General features: G+C 43.8%; 29 protein-coding genes. 6 read left to right on the top strand and 23 right to left on the bottom strand.

Features of this window, described 5'->3' with window-relative positions; translation table 11 throughout:
• Position 1 precedes the first annotated feature (1 nt).
• The 3 genes from vscS to sctU all read left to right on the top strand — a co-directional run bounded on the left by vscS (position 2) and on the right by sctU (position 2,222).
• Positions 2-268, top strand: a complete 267-nt coding sequence (gene vscS / locus OH463_RS01665) for a SctS family type III secretion system export apparatus subunit VscS (RefSeq protein WP_005441784.1) — start codon at positions 2-4, stop codon at positions 266-268.
• On the top strand, positions 265-1,047 hold the full coding sequence (gene sctT / locus OH463_RS01660) for a type III secretion system export apparatus subunit SctT (RefSeq protein ID WP_005441782.1): 783 nt from the start codon (positions 265-267) through the stop codon (positions 1,045-1,047). Before vscS ends, sctT begins: the two co-directional genes overlap by 4 nt.
• Before the next feature lie 122 nt (positions 1,048-1,169).
• Positions 1,170-2,222: a type III secretion system export apparatus subunit SctU gene (gene sctU, locus OH463_RS01655; protein ID WP_005450246.1), complete on the top strand. Its 1,053-nt coding sequence runs from the start codon at positions 1,170-1,172 to the stop codon at positions 2,220-2,222.
• A gap of 165 nt (positions 2,223-2,387) precedes the next feature.
• Here sctU and OH463_RS01650 read toward each other — a convergent pair whose 3' ends face one another.
• From OH463_RS01650 to OH463_RS01555, 20 genes are all read right to left on the bottom strand, one after another.
• A complete protein-coding gene (locus OH463_RS01650) occupies positions 2,388-3,866 on the bottom strand; it encodes a cation transporter (RefSeq protein WP_045488059.1) in 1,479 nt (492 codons plus the stop codon).
• An 11-nt stretch (positions 3,867-3,877) separates the two neighbouring features.
• Positions 3,878-4,336, bottom strand: a complete 459-nt coding sequence (locus OH463_RS01645) for a CesT family type III secretion system chaperone (protein ID WP_269990355.1) — start codon at positions 4,334-4,336, stop codon at positions 3,878-3,880.
• 220 nt (positions 4,337-4,556) lie between these two features.
• Positions 4,557-5,534, bottom strand: coding sequence for a hypothetical protein (locus OH463_RS01640; protein WP_269990353.1), 978 nt, complete (start codon positions 5,532-5,534; stop codon positions 4,557-4,559).
• Positions 5,535-5,546: 12 nt separating this feature from the next.
• A complete protein-coding gene (locus OH463_RS01635) occupies positions 5,547-5,987 on the bottom strand; it encodes a type III secretion system chaperone (RefSeq protein ID WP_269990351.1) in 441 nt (146 codons plus the stop codon).
• 482 nt (positions 5,988-6,469) lie between these two features.
• Positions 6,470-9,361 carry an ADP-ribosyltransferase gene (locus tag OH463_RS01630; RefSeq protein WP_269990350.1) on the bottom strand — a complete coding sequence of 964 codons (2,892 nt, stop codon included), beginning with the start codon at positions 9,359-9,361 and terminating at the stop codon, positions 6,470-6,472.
• A gap of 3 nt (positions 9,362-9,364) precedes the next feature.
• Positions 9,365-9,760 (bottom strand): hypothetical protein, encoded by a 396-nt coding sequence (locus OH463_RS01625; protein ID WP_269990348.1) that lies wholly within the window; start codon positions 9,758-9,760, stop codon positions 9,365-9,367.
• A gap of 224 nt (positions 9,761-9,984) precedes the next feature.
• Positions 9,985-10,620 carry an HrpE/YscL family type III secretion apparatus protein gene (locus tag OH463_RS01620; protein WP_017819085.1) on the bottom strand — a complete coding sequence of 212 codons (636 nt, stop codon included), beginning with the start codon at positions 10,618-10,620 and terminating at the stop codon, positions 9,985-9,987.
• The gene (gene vscK, locus OH463_RS01615; RefSeq protein ID WP_026000120.1) at positions 10,599-11,264 is read right to left on the bottom strand and encodes a SctK family type III secretion system sorting platform protein VscK; all 666 of its coding nucleotides are present in this window, start codon (positions 11,262-11,264) and stop codon (positions 10,599-10,601) included. Before vscK ends, OH463_RS01620 begins: the two co-directional genes overlap by 22 nt.
• Positions 11,257-12,000 carry a type III secretion system inner membrane ring lipoprotein SctJ gene (gene sctJ / locus OH463_RS01610; protein ID WP_005441767.1) on the bottom strand — a complete coding sequence of 248 codons (744 nt, stop codon included), beginning with the start codon at positions 11,998-12,000 and terminating at the stop codon, positions 11,257-11,259. Before sctJ ends, vscK begins: the two co-directional genes overlap by 8 nt.
• 2 nt (positions 12,001-12,002) lie before the next feature.
• A complete protein-coding gene (sctI, locus tag OH463_RS01605) occupies positions 12,003-12,347 on the bottom strand; it encodes a type III secretion system inner rod subunit SctI (RefSeq protein WP_005450269.1) in 345 nt (114 codons plus the stop codon).
• Between the two features lie 8 nt (positions 12,348-12,355).
• Positions 12,356-12,988: a YopR family T3SS polymerization control protein gene (locus OH463_RS01600; RefSeq protein WP_269990345.1), complete on the bottom strand. Its 633-nt coding sequence runs from the start codon at positions 12,986-12,988 to the stop codon at positions 12,356-12,358.
• Positions 12,988-13,344, bottom strand: coding sequence for a YscG family type III secretion system chaperone (locus OH463_RS01595; RefSeq protein ID WP_005441753.1), 357 nt, complete (start codon positions 13,342-13,344; stop codon positions 12,988-12,990). Before OH463_RS01595 ends, OH463_RS01600 begins: the two co-directional genes overlap by 1 nt.
• A gap of 3 nt (positions 13,345-13,347) precedes the next feature.
• Complete coding sequence (gene sctF / locus OH463_RS01590) at positions 13,348-13,596, bottom strand: type III secretion system needle filament subunit SctF (RefSeq protein ID WP_009698265.1); 249 nt, start codon at positions 13,594-13,596, stop codon at positions 13,348-13,350.
• Between the two features lie 15 nt (positions 13,597-13,611).
• Positions 13,612-13,818 (bottom strand): EscE/YscE/SsaE family type III secretion system needle protein co-chaperone, encoded by a 207-nt coding sequence (locus tag OH463_RS01585; protein ID WP_005450274.1) that lies wholly within the window; start codon positions 13,816-13,818, stop codon positions 13,612-13,614.
• Positions 13,805-15,106, bottom strand: a complete 1,302-nt coding sequence (sctD, locus tag OH463_RS01580) for a type III secretion system inner membrane ring subunit SctD (protein ID WP_005450275.1) — start codon at positions 15,104-15,106, stop codon at positions 13,805-13,807. Before sctD ends, OH463_RS01585 begins: the two co-directional genes overlap by 14 nt.
• 5 nt (positions 15,107-15,111) lie before the next feature.
• The gene (gene sctC / locus OH463_RS01575) at positions 15,112-16,917 is read right to left on the bottom strand and encodes a type III secretion system outer membrane ring subunit SctC (RefSeq protein ID WP_223295722.1); all 1,806 of its coding nucleotides are present in this window, start codon (positions 16,915-16,917) and stop codon (positions 15,112-15,114) included.
• A 65-nt stretch (positions 16,918-16,982) separates the two neighbouring features.
• The gene (locus tag OH463_RS01570) at positions 16,983-17,411 is read right to left on the bottom strand and encodes a YscB family type III secretion system chaperone (RefSeq protein ID WP_269990344.1); all 429 of its coding nucleotides are present in this window, start codon (positions 17,409-17,411) and stop codon (positions 16,983-16,985) included.
• A 12-nt stretch (positions 17,412-17,423) separates the two neighbouring features.
• The gene (locus OH463_RS01565) at positions 17,424-18,404 is read right to left on the bottom strand and encodes a T3SS regulon anti-activator ExsD domain-containing protein (protein WP_005450278.1); all 981 of its coding nucleotides are present in this window, start codon (positions 18,402-18,404) and stop codon (positions 17,424-17,426) included.
• Positions 18,405-18,547: 143 nt separating this feature from the next.
• Complete coding sequence (locus tag OH463_RS01560; RefSeq protein WP_005450279.1) at positions 18,548-19,408, bottom strand: helix-turn-helix transcriptional regulator; 861 nt, start codon at positions 19,406-19,408, stop codon at positions 18,548-18,550.
• 583 nt (positions 19,409-19,991) lie between these two features.
• Positions 19,992-20,399 carry a YscW family type III secretion system pilotin gene (locus OH463_RS01555; RefSeq protein ID WP_005450280.1) on the bottom strand — a complete coding sequence of 136 codons (408 nt, stop codon included), beginning with the start codon at positions 20,397-20,399 and terminating at the stop codon, positions 19,992-19,994.
• Between the two features lie 373 nt (positions 20,400-20,772).
• Here OH463_RS01555 and OH463_RS01550 point away from each other — a divergent pair, with 373 nt between their 5' ends.
• From OH463_RS01550 to OH463_RS01540, 3 genes are all read left to right on the top strand, one after another.
• Entirely contained in the window at positions 20,773-21,219 is a 447-nt protein-coding gene (locus OH463_RS01550) for a type III secretion system chaperone (RefSeq protein ID WP_005450282.1), read from the top strand.
• Between the two features lie 7 nt (positions 21,220-21,226).
• Positions 21,227-21,517 carry a T3SS regulon translocated regulator ExsE2 gene (exsE2, locus tag OH463_RS01545; RefSeq protein WP_005450284.1) on the top strand — a complete coding sequence of 97 codons (291 nt, stop codon included), beginning with the start codon at positions 21,227-21,229 and terminating at the stop codon, positions 21,515-21,517.
• 505 nt (positions 21,518-22,022) lie between these two features.
• Positions 22,023-23,540, top strand: a complete 1,518-nt coding sequence (locus OH463_RS01540) for an HD domain-containing protein (protein WP_269990342.1) — start codon at positions 22,023-22,025, stop codon at positions 23,538-23,540.
• Positions 23,541-23,700: 160 nt separating this feature from the next.
• Here the strand turns inward: OH463_RS01540 and OH463_RS01535 are convergent, their stop codons facing one another.
• From OH463_RS01535 to OH463_RS01525, 3 genes are all read right to left on the bottom strand, one after another.
• A complete protein-coding gene (locus tag OH463_RS01535; protein WP_269990340.1) occupies positions 23,701-25,197 on the bottom strand; it encodes a hypothetical protein in 1,497 nt (498 codons plus the stop codon).
• Between the two features lie 249 nt (positions 25,198-25,446).
• Entirely contained in the window at positions 25,447-25,590 is a 144-nt protein-coding gene (locus OH463_RS01530) for a hypothetical protein (RefSeq protein ID WP_269990338.1), read from the bottom strand.
• A gap of 272 nt (positions 25,591-25,862) precedes the next feature.
• Positions 25,863-26,129, bottom strand: a complete 267-nt coding sequence (locus OH463_RS01525) for a hypothetical protein (protein WP_269990337.1) — start codon at positions 26,127-26,129, stop codon at positions 25,863-25,865.
• Between the last annotated feature and the right edge of the window lie 97 nt (positions 26,130-26,226).

Genomic DNA, 26,226 nt, shown 5'->3' with positions numbered 1-26,226 from the left:
CATGAATCCGGCTGAAATAATCCACTTTACCACTCAAGCTTTGACGCTTGTTCTGTTCTTGTCTTTACCACCGATTGTCGTTGCAGCGCTGGTTGGTACTTTGGTCTCGCTCATTCAGGCGTTAACTCAAGTGCAGGAACAGACGTTGGGTTTTGTCGTTAAACTGATCGCCGTCATCATTACCTTGTTCGTCACCACACAGTGGCTAGGCGCAGAACTGCATGCCTTTGCAACATTAGCTTTGGATAAAATCCCGCAAATACGATGAGTTACGATGATTTGCACCAAGCGTTGTTCCTATACAGCTTAACGCTTCCTAGGTTAATGGCTTGCTTTATATTTCTGCCCATCTTAAACAAGCAAACTCTGGGCGGCACCATGGTGAGAAATGGTGTCTTGTGCTCCCTTGCGTTGTTTATTTTTCCGATGATTAACCAGCAGGATTTGCCCGCAGAAACGGATGGGATCTGGTTGATGATCATCTTGGGCAAAGAGGTACTGTTAGGTCTGCTGATTGGCTTTGTTGCGGCGATCCCTTTTTGGGCAATCGAGGCGGCAGGCTTTCTCGTGGATAACCAACGAGGCGCAGCAATGGCGAGTATGTTCAACCCTACCCTCGGCTCACAATCGACGCCAACCGCAGTACTGTTGACTCAAACTCTCATCACCTTGTTCTTCTCGGGCGGTGGCTTTGTCGCTTTTATTTACGCGCTATTTAACAGTTATGCTTCTTGGCCCGTCATCAGCTTTTTCCCGTCCGTAACGGAAGAGTGGGTACACTTTTTCTATGCCCAGTTCGAACAATTAATGTGGCTTGGGGTATTGATGTCTGCGCCTTTAGTATTGGCGATGTTCCTTGCCGAATTTGGTCTGGCATTGATCAGCCGTTTTGCACCGCAGCTGAACGTTTTCTTCTTGGCAATGCCAATCAAAAGTGCCATCGCCAGTGTGTTGTTGATTGTGTACCTGGCGTTGATGATGAATCACTTTCAAGCACTTTTCTCTGAAATTGTACTGTTCAGAGAGCAGCTCAATACCATTTGGTGATCGCATAAGAACACGGTGGAGAGAGGCGAATAGGTGACTGTTCACTAGCTTCCGCCTCTCCGATGATTAAAACGCTTTTAGATTGAACTAAATTTAACTACGAAAGATAAACAGGCCCAGTAATGAGCGGAGAAAAAACAGAACTCCCCACCCCGAAAAAACTCCGGGATGCCCGTCAAAAAGGGCAAGTTGCAAAAAGTCAGGAAATCGTTTCATCGGCGTTGATTCTGGCTTTGATCACCGTGCTATTTGCGTTTGCCGATTACTATATGTCGCATATCTCCGCCCTGCTTTTATTGCCAAGTGAGCTGGCGTATCAGGGCTTTCAAGATGCTCTTCTTGATGTAGCAATCGCCATTGCCAAAGAAATGGTTTATCTGCTCGCGCCGATCATCTTAGTCGCCGCTCTCATTGCCATCATGGCGAACATGGGTCAGTTCGGCTTTCTGTTTAGTGGCGAATCTGTCAAACCAGATATCAAGAAGATCAACCCTGTTGAAGGGGCCAAGCGAATTTTCTCGTTAAAGAGCATTATTGAGTTTATTAAGTCGATCCTTAAAGTTTCGCTGCTTTCATGCATTATTTGGGTAACGTTAAAAGGTAACTTAAACACTTTACTGCAAATTCCTACCTGTGGATTAGAGTGTGTACCGACCATCACTGGCGTGCTAATCAAACAATTAATGATCATTTCGGCAGTTGGTTTTATTGTGATTGCTGCTGCCGACTTTGCTTACCAAAAGTTTGACCACACCAAACAATTGAAGATGACCAAGGATGAAGTGAAGCGCGAATACAAAGAGATGGAAGGCAGTCCAGAAATCAAAAGTAAGCGCCGTCAGTTGCACCAAGAGCTGCAAGCCTCCAACCAAAGAGATAACGTTAAACGCTCAAATGTTTTGGTAACAAACCCAACGCACATTGCCATTGGTTTGTACTACAAGAAAGGCGAAACACCTCTACCTGTAATTACCCTGAAAGAGACCGATGCGATGGCGAAACGCATGATTGCAATAGCCAAAGAAGAAGGGATTCCTGTCATGCAGAAAGTGCCACTCGCACGTGCGTTATATTCGGATGGCCAGCTAAACCAATACATACCTGGCGATCTTATTGAAGCCACCGCAGAGATCTTACGTTGGGTTGCGTCTTTGGAGCAATCTGAAGAGCAATAAGCAGAAGCAAGTTTTGTCTTTACAACAGCAAGCCTTGGTCGCGGTTGTTTTGACTTTTTTTCATTAGACGGTTTTTCATCAAAAACAAAAGGGAGCATCTGCTCCCTTTTGTGTTTTCTTGTTCGCTAGGGTTTCACTGCGGACTTTGGTTTAAAGCCAAATCAGTTAAATCCAACCTTCTGCTAAGTACATCAAACGTAGTTGGCTTGGTGAACCTAGCTTTTCCAGCGCCGAAAGTTGCCCATCATCAAGGTTCGGGCTTTTATCCAAGTACACGCGTCCGTTCGCTGCATCAAGAGGCAGTTTGTAGGTCAAAGTCTTATTGATATCTTGTGCCTTACCTTGATCAATGGCTCGGACGGCTGGCATCAACCAGTCCCAATCTTCATTGAGCAGTTTTTTAAACGCACCATTCGCCACCGATTCAGTTTGACTTGGAGCATCTTCCACACTCAGTTTAAGTATAGGGTCGACATCTGGTACTAAATGCTCACTAGCATCTGAGCCCAACATCTTCTTGAGCGTCAAACGCGCAGCTTCCATTTCTTGCGCTTCTTTTGGTGCTTGAGGCGATGTCATAGACTTGTCTTCCTTTGGACCTAAGTACGCCATTAAAGCGCGCACTGATGCTGCATCTTGCATGCTGAAAGTAAAGTCACCCTTGCTGTTAGACACTTCAATACGTGGTAACACGCCAGACATCGGCTCTTGACGAAGTTGATCTTGAACTTCGTTGTTCAAGCCGTAAGAGCCAGCTTGACCAGCAACAAAACCAGAGCCACTGATTAAGCCCGATGCTGCCACACTGCCTAGAGCTTCTTTTGCTACAGGAAGTACACCTGCGGTACCTACGGAGGTAACACCAAATGCTCCAAGGCTACCTGTTGCCATACCCAACGTGGCACCAATCGCGCCTTCTGCCGACAGAGTTGCGTGCCCATGTGCAAGCGCTTGCTGCATTGGCAGTGCCAACCTTTGGTCACGACCGGGTAACTGGGCAATTTGATCCAATTGGTGGTGGTATGCCTCTGCATCACCATTGACGGCGGCTTTATGCAATTCACGCCCAGTGGCAACCAACAAGCCAACACCCGGTAGCGCCAAGTTAATCGCTGCGTTGACACCAGTCCCTTTAATCTTCTCTTTCGCCATCTCAAGTAACTCAGCGCCAAAGCCATCCATCTTTCCTGGGTATTGGTTTTCGATACTGACTTGTAAACGTGGGTCTTTGCTGATCGAATCGAACGTGCCTTTTAGATTTTCATAAGCGCTTCCGTCAACCTTTACTTCTTCCAATAGGCTGACGACTTCAAGGATCTTACGCTCAGTCAAAGGCTCGCCGCGATAACCTGATGGGCTAACAAGAGAGAACGCCAATAATGCCGTTTCTGGTTTTTCTTCTTTTAACAGCGCCTGTTTTAAATCTAAGTGAGTCTTAATGTTTTCTTGGAAGTACTTTTGATATTTCGAGCGCAGCACGTTTTCACTCACCGCTGCGAATTTTTGCCCTTTATGGAAGGTCGATGGCTCTTTGACTTCACCGCGCTTACTGATCACACGATCATCTTTTTGTGCCGCGACAGAACGGAATTGATCCAAGCTCGGAACGGGGCTTTGACTGATTTTGCTGGTTGGACTTACCATGGGAGAACTCCTTAAACTCGAAGCGTCTGAACGTGAGATTGTTCTTGATTGATAAATTGGGTTGGGTCTTGGTCTAGCATCGCAAATCGAACCTGCCAGAGTTGCGTTTGCTCATTGAGGGCATGGAACCAAGTTGATAGGCTCGCTGCGTTTAAATGCTCAATTGGCTTTCGCCCCGCAAGAACCAACTGTCGACCATTGGGTGCAAGTGAAAGCGTTAAGCTCCCATCCGCAATACCGAAATAATTAGCATGGGCGAGAAGTTCGAGACCTTTCAGTCTCAGTTCACCGCTTTTTTCGAGCCCACCAAAAGCCACCGATAAAATAAGATCGTTTTGTTCTGTCGCACTAAAGTAAATAACGTAACGATCATCAACCAATAACTGGCAACGATTTTCTTCAGAAAAAGAAAGTGGTGGTAGCTCGTTTATTTCGCAAAACTCTTTCAATAGAACTTGTAATGTATTCATCGTTTATTCCTTCTGTTTCACTATCGCTAGTAAACAACGAATGGCATAATTACGATGTCGAAAATGGCTTTTATTTTGTTAGTTTCACGATACTGTCGTGATTTGCGCCACAAAAAATGAGAAATAAACAATGAGTAATTTTGAGTTTAATAAATGAAAAAAGAGCAGCGAAATGCTGCTCTTTTAAGAGATTAAATATTAACAACCGATTATGAAATCTTTAATTTAGCTTATGGCTATCAAAAATAACTTCAGACGGTGGGAACATATTAGAAACAGGTGGATGAGCAATATCACCAAACATTCTTGCACCAAAAGCTGATGCTGCCCAAGGGTCTACAATCTTCACATCTTTATTCCATGTACTTGGGTCTTTGATATCACTACCATCTTGTCGACCAACCAGAACATACAAGTGCGTTCCTGAGTGTCCTTTCTTGAATGCCACTACTTCAACCTTGGTGTTTTGATCCATTTCACCTTGCATTCCTTGAATCATTTCAGAGGCGGCGGCAAAGGCAAACGTCGTACAGCAACCGGCTTTAGCATCTTGAACAGATTTCGCGATGTTTTGCAGTGTGCCCATTTGAGGGCTATTGCCTCTTTGCGCTGCGACTTGAACCATGTTTGCCGACATGGTTGCTTTTTTATCTTGTTGAACTCTCGCTGGGTTGGCGTAGAACCCCTCTAATCTTGGTTTCGCTTTCGATTTATAGAACTCAGATCGCTTGTCACCGAACGTATTAAGGTCAGTACAGGCAAAATCACCCAGCTTTTGCAGTGCGCCTTGGTGCTTTCTGATCAGGGCATCTGCAGGGTCTGTTTTACCCGTACTGGATGGCTTTGAAGTGCTTGAAACACTCGGCCAGTTCTCTCGTGGTCCTGTCGATAGTCGCTCTAAATCTTTAAGGTTTCCAAGAGTCAGCTTATTCTCACCATTAAGTACGTTTTGCATCATGGCTTTTGCGACGTCTTTCGGAAGACCTTGCTTAACCAATAAACCCACTACAATCGCTTTCGCTTTGTTTTGGTGATTGATACGAGCGCTTACACTTGTGTTTTTCGGTGCACCTTCTTTAACGAAGATATCCTTGCCACCATGAGCTCGGACTTCTTTGTCATCTGATTGATTTTGCGTAGATAGGTGTGCAGTCAGCTCGCTGAGCGAGTGCATATGTGATGTATTGATATTTACCATGACCATAACCTTTTAAACAGAGATGAAAGAATGCAGCTTTTCGTGTTGTTCAGCCGACTGATGCTGAGTCGTTAGATATTGATTCCACAACTGGCAAAGCTCCATAAGCTGAGTAATCATGGTCGAAACTCGACTCACTTCTGACGTCATTGGCATGCTTACTTGCATGTGTACTTCTTGGTTTTCTGGGTTTATGCAGAACTGCACGCCACCTGATTCGCGGTATAAGAAGTTATATTCTAAAAGTGTCTGCAGTTTTTTAAGCTCAAATGCTTCTTCACCTTGGCAAACCTTGATTGAAAATAACAGTTCTTCTCTCTCATCCAAGCTTTGAACTTCAACTTCTTTGCCTGCAGACATATATGCAGCCCACATTTGATTATCATATGCCGTCACTCGATCAATATCGAGCGTGTTACCAAGTTCAATTAGTAAGGTATTCACCTTATCCATACTCACCTACTATCCTGATATTTAATATTGATGTATTAATTTAACAACCAGATATAAAATCTCGAATTTAAAATACATCTATCACATCATTTTTGTTTTATTTTTTATTACTATGGTTAATTTTATTAAACTAACCATTACTGCAAAAACCAAATTAAGTATTCTTGAGCAAACGTTCCGCTCTTATGAGGCAATAGTAAAGCCTTTAAAGATGAACAGATTGTCAGTTGATGGGAGTATTGTGCTCAATAACAGCGACAAAATATGCCAGATATGGTCGGCTTTTTTTCGTTTTAAGCCGTTTATAGAAAGGTATACCCAAGAAACCTCAAGGCGCTAGGTTCAGCGAGAATGACTTGGGTATATGGTGAGAATCAAAGAATCTCACCATATACCCAGCTTTACTCTTTCAATCTCAAGCAAGTTACAGCTGCTGAGATACTTCAAGTTGAATGGATTTCGTTAATTAGATGAGGACTTAGCTAAACAAAGCCACCAGAATACATCGGTTTAAAGGCTTCTGTTGCCGCTTTATCCGCATTCGCCACACTGACGTTTGGTGCACTGGATTCTCTGCTCAAAACCACAACTTTGGTTTGCTCTTCCATGTTCGAGCTATTTTTCTTGATATGATCAATCAAGTCAGCAAGCTCCGCCTCTCCTTTTGGATCGCTTTTACCACTCAAACCCGCTTTTTCCATCTCTGGCGTCGTCACACGTATGGTCACATGAGGTTGGCGGCGACCCATCGCAACTTCTGCATCGTGGATTCGCTTTTTCATCATAGTATTGGCTGAAGACGGGTAACCTTTCTCGAGATGTAAGGTGTAGCTTTGCTCAACAGTAAAAGACGTCCCCGCAGGAACCAAGATTTCTCTCTCACCTTCAGCTTTGCTGATAGGTTCAATATTCATCCCGATGTCTGGCGTAGGGTTGATGACTAAAAGTGCACCTTTCGCCATGTAACTTTGTGCCACGTCTGGAGCACGCGTTGTACTCATAAATCCAGGAAACTGAAAACCGGTTCCTTTCTCTAACGCCGCATCGGCGACACTAGTGTGACAGCCATGCCAGACTTTACCGGAGTATCGCTCAAACATTGGAGAGTCTAGCGCAGCCTGCAACATATCCACGGTCTGACGATACTCTTTCTTCGCCTGCGCTCGCTCAGCAGAACTGGTGTATTGGTTACGTTTTAGGAACGATTGAAGACGAATCTCCATTTCACTCTCGTTCTTTGGCGGAGCAAAGTCGCCGTAGCCTGGGTTGATAATATTCGCGCCATTCCCTGTGTAGAATCGAGTCGTCGCCAGCAGCATCACGTTAATCAACGTCGCTTGGTTATTCGCATCATCACCAATGGCTTCTAATACCGCTTGTTGGCGTTCAGCTGGCGTAGCTTTGCTACTCACGACATCTTGCAAAAAGGCCAACGCATCTTGGTGATCAGGTTTGTTTTTTAGCACCAACTGAGCATCAAGCATGTTTGACTTATCTACCGTACGAAAAGTATCCCACACATCATTACGGTCGCCGTAACGAAAAACATTACTCAGCGATCCTTCCTGTGAAGATTCCGCCAACAAAGACGCAGCATTGCTGAGAAGCTGTTGGTATTGCTCAGGAGACTGACGCTCTAACCAATTGCCTAACGCTTCCGCTTTAACACCGTCAATGAATGGCTGTCCTGACGGTGTTCGCTCAGGCAATTCCGGCATGGTTCTCTGCTCGGTATTGTATAACTTCAAGTCGTTCATATTTTGCGCAGCGTAGAGAATTTTCTCAGAAGCCAGACCAAAGGTATCGTCCGCCTCTTGATGACTCTGAGCAGCCTGCGCCAGTGCGTCAAGATATTCACTCCCGGCATATTGTGATGGGTAGCCTTTCCCTTGAGTCACAGAATGGTCGAACTCCTCAACACTCATTTTCACCGGTTCAATCGCAGGTAAATGAATTTCTTGCCCATTTAGCGTGATTGTCTTGGCTTCCATTCCGGGTAAATCGATGTCTTGGCTCACTAGCCCCTCGTAAGCACCAAGCCAATTGCCCGTCTCGCGCGCTTGCCACGCCATCATGCCATCACTGTCTACCGTCGCAGCGCCGTGGTCGTTGTGCTCCATCGCATAAGCATCCAGTGCTCCCATGATCTCTGTAAAACTGTGATCACGTGGCTGAATCATCCACCCCAATAGCAAGGCTCGAAATGCTTGCGCTTCAGAAGCGGGCATTTTGAGAAGGCGTGCCACTTCGTACATAAAAGAGGTGGTACTAGATGGTCCAGCAAACATAGGTAATTTCTTATCCATGTTCTGTTGGCGCCAGTTGACTGAAGTTGGCTCATCCTGACCAATCGTGGTTAAGGTTTTATCATTGATAACGAAACCACCATAGCCGGACTCATGCTCTGAACGCTCTTTTAAAGCAACGGCGTCGTTGTGATAAGCCGCAGGCTTCATGGCCTCCTGCATTCCTTGAAACTTGAATCCGGTCCCTTTATGAGGGTCGCCGTTTTGACGACTGCCGATAAAGTCATTGCCGGTTTTGTTGCCAAGCGCTTCACTTGTATTCCAATCGGCATACTTAAGCCATGCCCAACCGTGGGGCTGGGTTGTGGTCGGAGTCGAGATCTCGGGCTTTGCCCCTGCACCGTGTGAGTGAAAAATGTTCAGCCTTTGATTCGCTTCCTTGGCATTCAGCAATGGCTGATTCACGGCATCGCCCATCATCTTAAGTCGCGAAGGATCACGAAATACCCTCAAATGACTATAAGCTAATGTAGTCAGTACCCGAGCATTGGCTTTAGGGTCATTGAGTACGCTGTTGAGCTGCTCTGCCCACTTAGCGTCGTCGTCACTCCAGCCGTCCAGAAAACCGATACCTGCGTCTTCATTTGTCTTTGCTACTGGCACTGAAGGATCTTTCGCTTGAGCGATCGCTACGTTTTCTAAGATTCGACGCAAAAACGATTGAGACATGTACTCAACTGCAGGGTTCTGCAGCAGGTCATTGCCCAAATGGTTAAACTCAAATGCTTGGTTGGCTTCTGCAATCTTCTCCACCGACTGAGCAACTATCTGGTTTTTCACCGCGTCAGAGGTTGTTGGAAACTGCGCATTCACCTTATCTCGGACCAAATTTTCAATGCTGCCTTCATACTGTGCAGCACGCATGATGGCATGGTTAAACTCCTCCACAGCCTGACGCAATGGCGGCATTGAGACAGGTTGCGTGTTCAGCGGCGGCTGATTACCAACTAGGGAAACGGAGACCGATGGGGTCTGACTTAAAGAGGTATTAACCGCTCTTGGTGTCTGTTGCGAGGACAGTAAAACCGCGGTACTTGTCGCCCCGTCTGTGCGAATCGTCGTTTGCATCGATCACCCCGCAGTGGATTCAGTGATCGCATCAAACAAGGCACTGCGTAAACTGAGCGCATTTTGCCAAAAGACATTGAGGTCACTATTCACCACGGAGTTATCCGGCAGTGAAAAATTGAGTACAACAGTAGCGTTGTCTGCCGCTAACGAGAACGACGCAATTCCGACGACATCAGGGTGAGAATTAAGCGCCAACAGTTTGGAAGGCGATATGCCCCCTTCTGGCTGTTTGGCTGGTGACAAAGGGAACATGACCACCATGCGATTTTCATAATTGAAAATCGTGGCGTAATGCATACCATCTTCGCCAACCAAGTTACATTGACCATTCAAAAGCTGCCATTGCCCGCCAGATACGTCGGATAGCCAGTTGTTTATGATTTCTTCTTTGTTCATTGCGAGGACCCCTTTTCGTATTGAATAATCAAAACGATAAGCGCAAGGGCATTCGCCATATATCACTTTTGGTCAGAAGTTTTTAGGGCGGCTTTTATCAGTTAGCGCTCGCCGCTTTCATTTACATGCTAGTGAGAGAAAGTTGATGCTGAATCTAGAAATAGCCAGCCACTGAAAACAAAAAAACCCAGCATCGCTGAGCTTTCAAGTTTCAAAGATAGGCGTTATGAGAGTACCTGTTGGCGCTCGCTGAACTGCTTGGTAATCGCTTGTTTGAGCGCTTGCAACTGTCCGTCGATACTGGCATCAATGATGCCGACTTCCGTTTCCAAGATACATCCGCCATTTTTGAGTCGCGCATCGGCGATCACTTCAACATAACCAACTTCAGGGAAGTCACTGAGTATTGAAGAAACCTTTTCTCGAACCTCAGTCACTTGCTCTGGATGCACATGCAAGATCACTTGTTTTTGGTTGCTAACCAGTTGAAGCGCTTCTCTTACGACACTTGCAGTTGTATCCACATCATCAAAGCTGCTGATGATCTTTCTGACTGCATCCAGTACTACACCTGTCATTTTCTGTTCAACCTGCAAGTAGTATTCATTACATCTTGCTAGCGTCGCCATCATGGTTTCCGCGTTCTCGATCTTCGCTTGATCGATACCATCTTGATAACCACGTTGTCTTTCTAACTCATAGGCTTCGTCGGCTTTAGCAACAATGCTCTCGGCTTTGGAATGTGCTGCTTCAACCAAATGTTGCGAATCTAAGTAACTCACATAATCTTTTGCTTTGAGAATTTTTAGACCCGGAGCCAACTGTAAGTTGTCGGTTTTTATTTCAACAAATGAAACCATTGAGGAATTACCTGTTTTGCGATTTTCTTTATAAGTCGATAAGCAAGATCTCGATGCGTTTCATCCAACCAATCTGCAGTGAGTGTGGTTTGAGTAAGTGAACGTTCGAGTTTGAACTGCCATCTTTGCACGAGCTCAGAGGGCGATTTTGCCAATAGGAATCTTATCCATAGATAGCCGAGCTCACGGGCAGTCTTTTCAAAGCTGGCTTCATCTAAAGTCGGCGGCAACGATTTTTGCCAACCGCTTGGCCAGTTTGAAATCATCATTGGTCCTTGCTGAATAAGAAAGCGGGTTTCATCGACACCAAAAACATGATTGAGACACTGTTTAGGCTGTTTCAATACGACTTGGCGCATCGATTCGCAATACATTGCTCCGCCAATCATCAACAACAATCTGTTGGTCGCTTCGGCTGGCAACAGTGCCAAACTGTTAAATGGATGGTTAAAGACATGGTCAGTAATCGACGATAGCTGCCACTCTTCAATGCACCACTGATTGATTGTCGCTTGCTCCCTCCAGCCTTGGAGTCGTAACAACCAAGGCTGTTTTTCGCTTACCCAGCTCTCATCAATATAGCTGCAAGGACAATAGTTAAACTGATGCTGAATCTGAGAAACCGGCGTATCAGAATTAACCACGTTTTGCATTCCTGCGGCACCATGCAAACGTCGCCGCGTTAGAACCAATGACGAGTAGCACTAAGAATACGAGGATTGCAATCAAATGGCTTGCCGTGTCTTTGGTTACTTGAATCGACAAAATACTTTCAAATTGGTTGCCCTGAGCCGTCACTCGAACTTCTGAAGATGGCACCATAACCACGCTAATACGATCGTAATTCAGCCCTTCGATACTGTTGTTCACCAACAGCTTGATTTGAGGGACGTAAGAATCCAGAGCGACATCCGCTGCGTGTTTGATAAACACAGATGCCGATGCTGGCGTCGGACGCTCACCTGGACGAAGGTTTTGATCTTCAAGTACAACGTGAACGCGAGCCACTAGAACACCATCAATTTGTGACAAGGTTGAAGACAGCTCTTGCGATTTCGCGTAGATAAGTCTCGCTCTTTCAGCAAGCGGAGACGAGATCAGGTCGTCTTTCGGGAACACTTCTTTCAGTGTTGAAAATTGCTCTCTCGGATAACCTTTACGTTTCAGTGCATCAACCGCAAACGCAATCTGGGCGTTATCGACCATCAATTTAACGGTGTTGTCTTTATCCGGCTCTTTCGTTGCCACTACGCCCTCAGAAAGCAGAATAGACAGCATTTCATTGCCTTCTTTCTGGCTTACTCCAGTGTATAGCTCCGTCTGACAACCGACTAAAAATAAAACGAGTAACATGCACGCGGCACGCATTGTCTTCATCATGACTATTGGGCCTTCAACAGTGTTTCTACGTTCTGTGTCGTTTTACCTACCGTCTTAGCAATCAGCTCTTCTTGAAAGGTAATTCGAGTCAACGCCCACTGCATCTGCAAAAGTTGAGCGGGGTCGTCACCGACCATTTTCATGCTGTCGGTTAAGCTGGTTTTTGCATTGTCGATGGTATTTTTCAGTTCGCTGATGTTTTCTAACAAGCCACCTTCTAAACCGTGGTTTCCCTCCGGCGCTAGCATCGCTTGCTCGAAACGCTCACTAAGCCCCTCTTCAGCTTGTGCGTCTTGCACTTGCTCGAGGTTGGTTTGCATTACTTCTGTGTACTGCGTATTGATCATATCCGTTCCTATGAGAGGTCTAGTTTGTGGCTGTAAGTCAACATGTTCTTGACCATGGCATTCTTTTGTATAACAAAGCTCAGCTCTTTTCGGACCATGTCCAACACTGGGGCTTGATCGGGGATGTCTTTCAACTCTGCCCAACTGTGCCAAAGCGCTTGTTCTTTTTGCGCGCCAAGCGGGAAATGCTCAGAAAGCAACGCTTTCAACTCTTTGCGGTCTTTAGGGGGCTCCGCTAATAAGCGCCCCGAAAAACTGCCCAACAACTCTTGCTCTAATGATGCCAACAATTCTGGTGACGCTTTATCGGTGCCCTTTGCACTTCTCTCCTGACTAAAGGCGTACCATAACGCTTCTTTCTTCTCGCTAGGCGAGGAAAACGCACCTTCAAGCGTACTGTTGAGCGTAGTAGCACTGAAATTTCCAGTACGTTTTAGCGTCTCGTACCATTCCTTTATCGCCGTTGTTTTGGCTTCGGCTTGTGTGACGCTGTCCGCGCTCTTTTGCGTCGACGATGTGCTCTTATCTGATGAGCTATCACTCATTAAACGGCTCATCTTGTTCGCATCATGTGCATCAACTCTAGAAGGTTGCTGCACATGACCGAGCGTGTAGTTGAATGCGTTGTTTTCAACCTTCATTAAAGGTTCCTGATGTCCTTAGAGAAACTCATGGCAAAGGCTTGGTTTTCTTCACTGCCTTTTGATGCCATATCTAGCCAAGACTCCGCTTTGCTTGATAGCCCAGCTTTTCCTGCTGCTAACGCTGCCAGACTGATTAAGTCTGGGTACGTCATACAAAGCGGTTCAAGTAGACGATGAGCGTCTTCGTACAAGCCACGATTCATCAAACTCATTGAACGAATCATAGCGACGACTTCTTCTGCACCACCTTGTGACTCAAGGCATTCCGCGATGGTATTTGCCTCTTCATGACGATGCAGACCGGTTGCCATCAACGCTGTTTCAGCCAGCAGCAAACGCATGTCTTTATCCATAACTTACACCTTCTGCAGAATCGACTGCATCACGTCTTTGATTGCACGAGTTGTGGTCGCGTTGATGTTGTAAACCACAGACCATTTGTTGATTGTGTGCTGCAGCTCTGCAAGCTTCGACGGATCGTCTGCGTTCGTTTCTAGGTTTTTGATTGCCGTGTTTACGTCTTCGTTCGCTTTTTGAGCTTGTGCTTCTAGTTTCGCCTTAACGTCGTCGAGATAAACACTTTTACTCGAATCATAAAATGACATAGGTATCGCCTCTTTTTATTTATTGTCTTTGAAAGTTTCAATTACAGTTAAGGCTGCTTGATACGCCTCATGCTGTTTGAGTAGCAATTGATATTCTTGTGGTGAACAACCAAGATCGAGCTGACGCTTTACTGCTGACTGCGCTTGCTTGAACTTGAGGATGATCGCCTCTTTTTCTTGCTGTCCTGAATCGCCTTGTAATAACTGCTCAAGATTTGTCATTGGTATTTTCACCTTCGTACCCTAGATCAATAGTGATCACTCGCCCGCCTTTTACGAGTTCAATCCCTGCAGGAGTAACGCTAGAAATGCGATATCCTTGAGGAGTGCGGGCACCTACCATGTAACGAACATTATCTGTGAGGATGACGTAAGGGACTCGACCAAAGTTCACGCTACGAAACGGAAAATCGATGTTGGTTCCTTTGCTTACCTTAGGAATGGACTTCAAAACCAAATAAGGTTTCTCGCCATACTGCTCACGGAAATCTCTCGTTACGCCATAAAATCGAGTGGTCTCAATGTCATCAAGCTCACCACGAACTTCGATGCGGTCACCGCTAGTCACAAGCTGAACTTTTTTCAAGAGCTCCGCTTTTTCTAACAGTTCTTTAAGCGTATCCATGTACGCACCCGCTCTTTGTAGCTCGACCTTCCAAGCAACAAGTCCAGGGACATCGCGTTCTAATATCTGCTCAACTTGGCTCCAACGACTTGCGTCATCGATATAGCCCGTTAGCAGCAGCGTGCCTGTCTCATCACCATTTTCGACTTTGACTTGGTGATAACCGAGGTTGCGCAAGATAAAGCGCACACCACGGCGTATCTCTTCCATCGTTCTCAGGTCACTTTTGTAGTTGATACCTAAGGCATCAATCCGACCCAGTAGTTGGAGTTTCTGTGTTCTGTCTTCGACGTAACCTTCAAGTACCGCCTGTCGAGCACTGGCGTTCCATTCAACACGAACATCGTCAAGCTTGAGCTCGCTAAGAATGTTGCGCACCAAGACAATCGGTTCTGCTGCGGTGATGGCGTCTTTGTCACTGGCATGAATTTGACTGTACCAAACGCCTGCAAATATCACGCTTGGAATCAAGCTACACATCAATCCAATGAGCAGTGTTCTCTTCCAACCTGACGATGGCTTATGGCTGACGGGGGCAGCTTGCTTGTCTGATGCATCGCTTGCCACATCGATAACCAAATCGTCTTCTAGATAACCGACTGCAAAGGTTAAACGACCCACAGAGACCAGCGCGTTTCGCGCCAGCTCAATGCCACCAGCATCCACGGTGACACTCTCATTGTTGATGGAGACCTCTTCACAATCGCGCAATAAAACTGTTTCGCCATCGCAAACCAAAACAAGGTGACTTGCTTTGATGCCAGAGTCGGTTAACACCAAATCTGCAGTAAAATCATCACTACCTAATACCAATGAATCATTGGGTAAGGTGACTTCCACTCCGGAATGGACACCGGAGAGGATACGAATTTTCCATTGCTGCATTGAGGCTACTGCTCCTCTAATGGTCGAACGCAATGATTCTCTGAGCCATTACACTCTTTAATTTGTACTCGCCATCCTTTTTGTCCCGTAGGAAGCTCGCATTCTGCTAGCAACGATGACTTTCCTTGTGACAACAAATCTTGCTGGTAACGCTCGGCTTGCACTTGAGTCGTACAGCTGTACAAGGCAAGCGCTGATTTAAGGTCTGCACTGTTGTTTGAAATGTTGTTTAACGTGCCAATCTTTGGTCTTAAATCATATTCATTGCCGATGAGAACGTTGTCGCCAATACCATCCACAACGATTCTTGGCTCGATAATGAACATACGTACCGTTCTTCTTGTGGTGTTTTCCGTACTTCTAAACAAAGCACCAAGGTATGGAATGTCTCCTAGCAAAGGGACTTTTCGCAGCTTGTTGCTGATTTCGTCACGGTATACACCACCGATGAGCAGGCTTTGTCCCTGTTTCACTGTCGCCAGTGTGCTGATTTCTGTCTTGCGAATTGAAGGCACACCGTCGATGTCACCATCAGAGATTTGCGCACCATCTTCTAAGTGCAGACTCAGGTTGATTTCTGGTCTTTCCACAAATCGATCGCCGACGATACGAGGCACGATTTTCAATAACGTACCGTACGTCACTTGCTCTAATGCTGCCGTCTCTTTACCGATCAACTTGACGTAAAAGGTGCTGCTGTTATTGAGTACGGCTTCCACGTTTTCTTGTGTTAGCAAGGTTGGTCTTGAAACTACCTGCGCGCTGCCTCTAGATTCAAGCAAACGGATTTGAGCCAATAGGTAATTCAAGTTCGTTGCGTCAAGCAAAGACTTAAAGGTTTGTCCGCTGCCAAGCTCGACATCGCCATCACCGACGTCACCCGTTGTTTTGAGATCCAGAATGCTGTTGTTACCAACCGCAACACCAGCTCGCCAGTCAACACCAAGCTGACTCAAATCGTTCGCGCTGATATCAACAATTGAAAGCGCCACTTCGATTCTTGACTGCGGCTGATCCAACTGAGCAATCAACTTGCGATACAGCGGCAATCGAGCTTGCGTATCGCGCACAATGATCGCATTTAACCCTGGTTCAGCTTCTACCGATGCGCCGCTATGGACAGAAGCTTTTTTAGTCACTGTTGCAGACTTACTCGCTCCTGCTTCATCGCTCTCATTCGCCACCTTAACTTGAGTTTGAACACCGGATAGAACTCGGCTCAATACCGAAGCAATACCTGGCACCGTCACCCCTTGGTCACGATAAGTGATCTCTCTATCCGTCGCAGAGGCGTACTTCAACGGAATAATGTCAACAAACAATTCATCCGTAGAGTTGGATTTTTGTACCAGTCGGCTTTCCAGCGCTTCTGCCGTTTGCACAACCAGATCGACGTACCTCGGAGGACCAGCCAAGTAAACCAGACCTTTATTTTCTGCTGCGCGCCAACCGTAACGAGAATCCCAGATCCCTGTTGAAATCAGCGTGCTACGCAGTTCACGAGCCGTTAGCAGTTCTAGCTGTAGCAATCGCGAACGAGTTTCCGTCGCTTTGTATACATGAAGTACCGCGCCATCGAAGTACCACATCAAGTTGTAAACTTGCGCCAGATAGTCGAGAAACTCGGCTGGGTCTTCTGGTGTAAATCGACCACTGACACGGTCATTTACTTTGTCGCTCACCGATACAGAAACGCGGTAGTTTGCGCCAAAGTTGTTCAGTAATTCTTTTAGCGAATCATTGTCCGCGTAGTAACGAAACGGTTGATCAGACCAATTAAGCTCAGAAGCATGAGAAGGAAGTGCCATCATCAAGCTTGAAGCACACACCGCTGATAACACGAGTCTGCGCATTTGTGTCTTTAAAACTGCAAGCATTATGGAATCCAAACACTGTGGCTAACGGTATGATTTACACGCTGGTGCTCGAGCAAATCGCTGAACTGCTCCACCAAATTCACGTGTTGAGAAAGTTGCGTACAAAGCGCTTCTGTCGTTGCGCTTTCCATATTCATTTTGCCTTGCACAATCAACTGCGCTTTGTCGTTCACCGTTAACGTGCTACGCGTATCTCGCAACGTTTTCAAAGAGAGCTGCATACAGTGCTTTAGCGCCTGTTCTTTCTGATAATCAAAGTGCTGTTCAAACTGAAATGGGAGAACGGTTTCCCACAAGACCCATGATGATTGCTGCCGAATGTTAAGCAGCATCTGGTCGACTTCGATGTCATAGGAACCATTATTTGAGGCAATAAAATCCCCAACCCCTAGCGTTGCCGCTAGAGATTTCATCATTTGATCTAACATATTTAGCCCTATTTAAATCTGGCTGAGATGGTTACAAGCTTGACCGCACTGGTTGCTCTGAATGTCAAAGTAGTAATGATCTACGCTGCCAACGGTTTGCATGTCTTGAAACCATTGCCAAATTTTCGCGACGGCATTTAGGTCGCTGTATACAAGATCACACGCATCCCAAACATCGTTTAGCTCAGGCGCTTGTACTCGCGCTTCGCTACACCATATTTTCCATTCAGAGATAAACTTATCCGACGTTCTGCTGTACTCAGATAAGCCCTTGAGTTTTTCTAGAGTTGGTTTCCACTCTTCAACCAATGCTCGATGAGATTCAACCACTTGGTTTTGCTGCTCATTGAGAACACTTAGCTGCTCATGCAATTCACTCTGCTGGCTCTTAATCAGTTCCAGTTGTTGCTCTGCAAAAATCGCACTGCTCTCTTCTCCAGACAATCTCAACCAATACTCTTTCTGAATACTCAGTTGATTGATTAACTGTTCAAGCTTGATGGAATCATGCAACACCGTCTGATCCGTCTGCTGATTAACCCACTCATTTAGAGTCAAGTACATCGAAAGGATCAGCGTTTTAGGTGACGCTAGATTGAAGCGGTAACCTAATCGGTGATTAATGTAATCCAGTCTTTGTTCAAAAGTGCTCAACGCACGATTGTCACTGAGTTGCCCACCCACCTCTAAAAAGAGGCGCATAGCAAATCGATCTAGAGACGTACCAAGCTTTTGATATGTCTTAATCAGCTGACTAGCACATAAACAATCGACGACATTGCGATCAAGCAAGCGCTGGAGTAAAGACAATTGGTCGTAACTCAGAACGCCTTCACTGAGTAGCTGTCGGTGATTGACATTAACAACATTGGGCTCTTGCGATGATTGGGATAAACCTTCGTATCGTGCGCCTCGCTGTAATACAGTGACCTTCCTTTGCGTCACAATGTTGTTAGGAAAAAGCGAACGGCGTCGCCAATGCTGCTTTTTCATTTGTGTTCTTCTCCGCATCTACTTCGAACAATCCAGAAGGAAGTAGAGGTAATAGTTTTGTTCGTTGTTACGCTGAGCATAATAGAGTTTACGTCAGTTAATGCCTTTCAAAATTAGTCAGAAAATTTTAGTCGTCAGACATTTCACTTAGCAATTGCTACTTGTTCATCTCCAGAACGAACCTTACTTGGTGTCGTTCCGAAGCGGCGGCGATAACTTTGTGTAAAGTAAGATTGGCTTGAGAACCCCGCTTCCATCGCAACGTCGACGATGCTCATTTTGCTTGTGAGCAATAGCTTGTGAGCATGCAATAAACGACGTTCACTGATCCACGCTCTAGGAGAAATACCATAATATTCATTAAAGAGCTCTTTAAACGTAGTCAAACTCGCACCAAATTCTTGGGCGTAGTCGGTAAGTTTCCACTCTTTAAGGTAATGAAGCTCCATAAAGCGACGTAGTCGATCTGAGGTTCGGTTTGTCAGTTGTGATAACAACGCGTAGAGGTGTTCACCTTGGTCCCCATGCAACAATAAGATGAGCATTTCCTCATACTTTAAGCGCATAATAGCATCAGGAAAAGACTGCTCTTCTAGCGTCTTCATCCCTGATAGTGTCTGTTCTATCAATAAGTTGAGAGTAAAAGGGAATAATCCAGACTGAACATTCTCAACCTTTGGCAACGACATCAAAAGATCACTATGCTTTTGCAATAGTTGACTCACCAGTTCGTTGTCAAACTCGATAACAGAAGCCGTATATTGACCATCTATCGGTGTGTATTCTAGTAAGTAATCCCCTTGAGAGAGATAAATTCCACAACCAGCAACAACGTCTAGCGTGCAATCCCCTGTTTGGACTCTCAGTTGACCATTGTGAACGACAACAATGTGAGATTGACTAGAATGAAATACTTCATCGTGTTTTTCATAGCAGCAAGCACTATGGATTTTTCGCAAGCGCGAGTCGACCCTTTCTGTGTTTAGTTGGCCTAACACATCCATTTTCTACCCTTCATAATTTTAATTTCTCTAATCCCCATCAGAGAAACTGTCAAAGTCCCGCAGTGCGAAGACAAACGCAGGACAATTTCAATTAAAGAAGCAAAGAAAAGAGCATAGAAGCGCATAACACTCCCATACCCCCCGAATAATAACGAATAGCTCAAGCGCTACCTTTGGTAGCAAAATAATCTTGGCAAAGAAACCTTCCCGATATTGTTATGTATTGTTTTCGGGAATTAATAAGCTTTTGCTAAAGTTCAACTTATAACTAGTGATACTAAAACAGCAAAAACTCTTTTTATATTAGAATAAATGAAAGTACTAATGTTAAAGTCCACTTCATTTATATTGATATTTCTAACAACTTTGAGCTGTTTATTTTTAAACCATTCTACCTAGCCAACGTATCCAAGGCGGTGGATATAACCATAAAAATTATGATGGGCGCAACCGATATTCATATAAAGACAAACTGACCCGATGACCTAAGTTGATTGATTAATAGAGACCTAGGTCTGGAGATATTACTTTCAATTGTCTTAATTTTTTTAAATAATAAAGACAAATGAAAACGATTACTTTTTTAGTAATTCTTATAAGCTTCTAGCTTTAAGTCCTTATGTACACTGCCTTGCGTAAAAATATACTGCTCTTCTTTTTTTGCGATAATTTCACCTTGAGAACGCAATATAGCGCGCACTTTCATTTCGCCATTTCCAGCTTGTATTGGAGCAATAACAACCGAGTACTGAACAGGTAACTGAACCCCTTGATAGTCTTGCTGTACAACTGTAAAGCATTGATTATCTGAAACCTGACATACTTCGACGTTTACAGAAGTACTCACTGGAGCGACGTAATCATCAAACGTTATCCAACCAAATAGCGTTCCTTGAATATGATTAGAAAACCCATCTGATACCGTATTTGTGGTAGCACAAGCGCTGAGAAGCAATGCACTTAGTATCGGAATATACGTATTACATTTCATTATGGATTCTATTTGACTGAATATGTTTTAAATAAAAATGAGCAGGCGCAATTTTGGTACACAAATATATAAAAGATCAACTATTATTTTATACACCATTCGGACAATATAGATTCTCAAAAGTAAGACTCATTATTATTTGATAAGGAATTTTTATTGCCTTTATTTTATAGTTGATACTGCTTCCAAATAAATGCTCAAACTTTCTGCAAAGGTAAGTGGTACAACACTTGAGACATAAGCAACATAGTTGATAAGTTTTTATTATCCGCATAGAAAAAACGCTTATATAAAAAATTCCAACCAATATTGATAAACATCAGTTTTAACTTTCCATAATTTCGATGATAAAATTCTAAAAAGGACTGCTTCTATGTCAGCGCGCCAAATCGTAGATGAGGTTTTGCTTAAGTTTGCTCATCAAATAGGTTTGCCTGAATTACATTTGACTGAAGACGAACTGGGTTTAGCTTTTGACGATAACTTAAGAGTGCATTTCATTTTCCACCCAGATACAGAAACGCTTCAACTAGAAGCAGAGATTGTCGACCTACAAATTGTTAATTCTGATCTTTATCGTTCTTTTTTGGCATTCAACTATCATTGGTCTGAGCATCAGCTGTTTTTTAGCCTAGATAACCACAGGCACAAGCTTTGTTTAAACAGGTTGCTTCAGACCGAGCAGCTCGACTATGAGTTGTTTGAGAGTGCACTTGCTGAACTGCTCACACAGAGCGAATCTTGGGAGTCATTGTTGTCTGCCCATATCGCAATGGAAGTTTCACCATCTATGCTTCAGAGCTCGGACTTAAGAGTTTAGGTACCCTATGTCCAATGACATCCAACCAACACCAAAGAACTTGTCTATCGACCGGTTAGAACATACCGAGCAAACAGCCTCTGTAAAGCAAGGCTCGTTTCTAGGTCGAACCGTTGTGCAGATAAGCCCTAAAGAGCGAGAGGTGAACCGAGCTAACTCCAAGCTAGAGTTAAGTGAGTCTCTGTCGATGCTTGCAAACGTCGATATTTGCAACTCAATCTTAAGCTTCGAGAAAGATTCCAATGCGGTACAAGCTTTGTTAAATAGAAAGGTTCAAGTGCTCAGTCAACCTCAATAAGACCGACCTTAAACAAGCACTCGCTTCGCCAAAAACGAAAAGCCCCGAACTCTCGGGGCTTTTGTTGTTTCTAAACTGCAGATACAAAAAAAGACGTCCTAGGACGTCTTTTTTCAAGAATGTGGCGGGAGTGAGACCTAACACCTAGAAATATAACTCTTTGAATTTATAACCAACTTACGAGTTGGGTAGAAAAAAGCATTTCATTACGCATACACGCCTAGATATCATAGCTCCACACAATATCTCCTGTTGCCTAATTATAGTAGATCAAACTACAATTCCAACGAAGTCTACCCATTAAACCTATACTCTATCGATAGATATATCGCTTACGATTTGCACATCCATTCGAGCTCTGCCATTAGAGCAACTCAAATCGGAGTCAACAAGAAGTCATACTTTCAGCCTCAAGACTCAATAATTTTTCGAACCTATTCTATTGTTTTTCATGATATGCACCCCAACTATATACCATGTGTTTTATATAAAATTTAGGTGTGATATGCAGTTCAATGAAAACCTTACGGGAAAAATCCTCGACCCAATCCATGGCATAATTCGACTAACAGAATTAGAGCTAGATTTTATAGATCATCCATTGTTTCAGCGTCTTAGAAACATTAAGCAAAATACTTTCCTTTACAAAGTATTCCCATCCGCGATGCACAGTCGTTTTGAACACTCTTTAGGAGTAATGCATCTATCTTATGAAATTTTAGAAAACATGAGTGTCAATGCTCATCGTTACAAGAAAAAGTATGATGATAACCTAATATTTACAAAGCTTTCGAGCCTGCCTGCTTCCAACATACAAGAACTTAGATTGGCCGCTTTAATGCATGATATTGGACACGGCCCTATGTCTCATCAATTTGACTCCTTTATGTGTGATAAAGATGAGTTCCAAAGTTACTTTGGCAAAGATTACCCCCAAATCGTAGACCTAATTGAAGACAATGCTCAAGTGGAACACGAGCATATATCTCTACTGTTCGCAAAAATCATCTACGATAGCTTGCCGGAAAAGAAACGTAGTCAAATCAACATTAATAACGTTCTATCGATTATAGAAAAAGACTATCAGAGAGAAATCGAAATAGAGTTAGCAGGTCGAAAATTCGACATACTCCCACTGTTCACCTCAATAATTTCTTCATGTCCAATAGATGCAGACCGTATGGATTACCTTCTTAGGGATAGTTATTTCTCTGGTGTAAAATGTGGTATTTATGACCACAATAGGCTCTTTATGTCTATGGTTCCTGTTGTTGCTAACGATACAATTTATTTAGCTTATAAAGAAAGTGGATTAGATTCGATTATTGAGTTCATCAATGCTAGAGCCAACTTGTTTGGCCAAGTTTACTATCACAAAACAAATCGCGCCTTTTCATCCATGTTGAGCAAAGTTTGTAAGCTAGCAAAAGAGCATGACTCGCAGGCAAACCTTTTTGAGTTCACACTACCTACAGATGCAGAACAGGCATCGTATGTAGAACAAATCCAAAAGTTCTACTTAGATAACTCTGATGATTATTTTCTGAACGAGCAACTAGAACAACTGATTGGTGATATCCAGCCAGCAGTAAGTATCACAAATGACATAATCACAAGAAAACCTTGGAGTAAGGTTTACGAGTCAAAAATCTACCCTTCCGGTTTGCATATAACGGCTACGATCGACAAATCAAAAACCGATCTTTTAGAATCAAAAATCAACGAGTTAATTGTTGGAAAAGATATCGATCCTTCTATGTTTACCATTGATGTTATGACTGACAATGCGTTTAAAGACATAGCTAAGACTGAGATTAAACTTCTTGAGAAGAAACTTGACGGGCATTACTCAGTGAAGAAGTTCAAAGACTCAAATCATAAACTATCTAGATATCAATCAATTAAGTGCTTTGTTAGGATTTTTGCACACGAATCGATCATGGAACGGTTTGACTTAAGCTTGATTAAGGCGATTGATGAAACAAAAGATAATCTATTGAAAGAACACAGCCTAGTGAAGTAATAGTTCCACACTAAGACGATGAAACTCTACCACTCAAAAAATCAGAAACTTAAATAAAACAGTTTTAATACAAGAAGCTCATGGGTATCCATCACACTTGAAAGCCTATCTATGAGCTCTTCTTAAGAATAACTTTAAGGAATTGGGTTAAACACTATATTCACAACAACGGTTCGTATTCTATTGAGTTTTGCATCTCTAAGACCATTCGATGAGTTTTTATTTTCTTTTGAATACGTTCAGGCAAAAGAGAGGCATACTCCGCAGTATCTAGTTGTTTAAAATCTAAGGCAATATCATTAATGATCTTGACAAATTTATCACCAACTTCTTTAAGCTCATTCAAACGGTTTGTCTCCTTGCCAATCGCACTTAGCAAGTGTTGTTGCTTACTCCAAAGTTCATCTAAATTTACATCACTCTCTAGCTCAGCTTTCTTTTCCTCTAGACTCTCCGTTTCTTGCCTTAACCATTTGACACGGTTTTCTAACTCGGTCAACGCTTCACTTGATACACCTTTTCTATCTAGTGCAGCCTCAAGCTCACTCGTGACTTTGTAATGCGCTCCATCCAATATTTGTTGCGCTGTTCTTTGAGCGCTTTCAACCACTGATAGCTCTTGCTTTAGAGCATTCTCGGCAATCACTTGAGCATTCTTTCTAGCATCTTCTATTTCCGACGCTAACTCAGCTAGAACATCATCTCTAACTTCTACTCTAACCTTTTCACGTTGTTGTTCTGCTTCAACTCTCGCATTGTTAATGATTCTTCCCGCTTCTAACTTGTTAAGATAAATGGTTTGCTTGAGTTGTTCTAATTCTTGATTTAAAGATGACTTCTCTTCTTCAAGCCGCAATACCGCTACTTGAAGGTCATTCGCGAGGGACTTTATCTGCGTATAGAGCTCTTTTTGCTCCCGCTCTTTTTCTTGCCACTTTTCAACTCTTTGTTTGATTCGGGCTACCCTTTCCTCAGCCTGTTCCTCACGCTCAGAAATGTTATCAGTGATTCTTTGAACTTGTTTGCGATGCCTTGCTATCTTTCTCAACAACATACTTCTTTCTTTGCTGATACTCATCGCGGCTTGCTGCTCAATAAAATCCCAGAATGGATTTAGCGGATTTAATGCTGTTATCTGAACTTTTACATTTTCATAGCTGTTCAGCAGCGAATCTGAGTCCAATCCAACAAGAAATAACTCAAGGGCACTCCTACCCTGCTTTCGAAAGTCCACTATTTTATCTGGTGGGGTTTCATGAGTATTAGTAACTTCCACATAATACTCTTCCCTACCAATCTGGCAGACGATATCTGGAATCCTACCGTCTCGATAGACCTCTAAACGGACATTTTTCACTCCTACCATTTCACAATCACGAGAATCAAAAATGCCACTAGAATATGGATGAGGAATGAGCTTCTCCCGTTCAATGAACTCCTTTGCACTCAAATGCAACTGGGTTTCATACGAATAGCGACATTCTGCGTTACTTTGATGGCGTAAGTAGCTAGCTATGCCTTTATTACTATGTGCGGCAACCATGAAGTCTCCGCAGCAAGGGCAAACAACGTCATCCTGAGTGCCACTTTCAAGCTCAACAACAGAAACAACTCTACTCTCGCTTAGCTTCCACCCAAAAATAGAACGATTTCTCATGCACACCTCAACATTGGAAAAATAGTGATGATTAAAAACACAAAATATGGAATCAATCTCATATTAATTACCATACTAAAATCAAGTCAAAGACAATGTGCTTACTTAGTGTGATCATCCGTCGCATATAAGATCGAAAGATGAACTTATAACCGCTCTATAACCTTTCGAGTCTGCCTCATTTTGAATTTATTCGTTTAAACACCCCAAAACTGCCTGACTAATTCTAAATGCAGCGGTTTAGCTAAGTTAAGCTAAGAGAGAACCTATGATATGTTCTTTCCAAATGATATGGATAGACGTATCGACACTGCCGTTGTCCAGATCTGACAACCAGCTAAATGCTGCGCGAGCCTGACCTCTCATATCTAGGTCAATAAATACTTTCGACATAGTTCGAAGCATTATTCAGAAATGAGTAATTAACCTCTGCAACCGTCGCTGACATTTTCGAGTTGCACAAACGTAAGCCAAAGGTGCCTACGTCTTGAACTCAAGTAGTGCTTAAATTCACTACAACCCTCCCGCTTATCATCAATGATAAGAACCAATGACAACGCCAAGCGTTGCAATACTGAAACGTCGTTTAAACATCGCTACTTTCTGTGTGAAATGCGCTGTGCATTGACTGACTCTTAGATACAGCATTTCACGATAGTCACTAGCTATGGTCCGTCTATGTCTACATAGACGGACACTACGATCACCTCTAAGCCATTGATTAAATGGACTTCCCATGCCTTTTCGAAAAACGAAAATGCACGAAATATGAGCATAGACTCATCTTTGGCTGCGTTTGCGAAGCAAACGCCCAACAACATACGGGCAAACAATAGGGTTGGAGCTTTGAAAGCATGCGATGTGGCTGCCAGACAAATTGATTGCAAACCACCGTAAAGCAATACCAATGAATAACGCAGAGGATCGGACATCCTCACACAAAAGAGCAATACACGCGCAAGTATGAAATGCGCAATAACACTTAACATCCAAGGCTTGATGCTTCATCAAAGTATGAATACTCAGCCT

The organism is Vibrio sp. NFR (genome assembly GCF_027587095.1).
Taxonomy (GTDB): Bacteria; Pseudomonadota; Gammaproteobacteria; order Enterobacterales; family Vibrionaceae; genus Vibrio; species Vibrio harveyi.
This window is presented reverse-complemented; position numbering and strand designations above follow the sequence as displayed.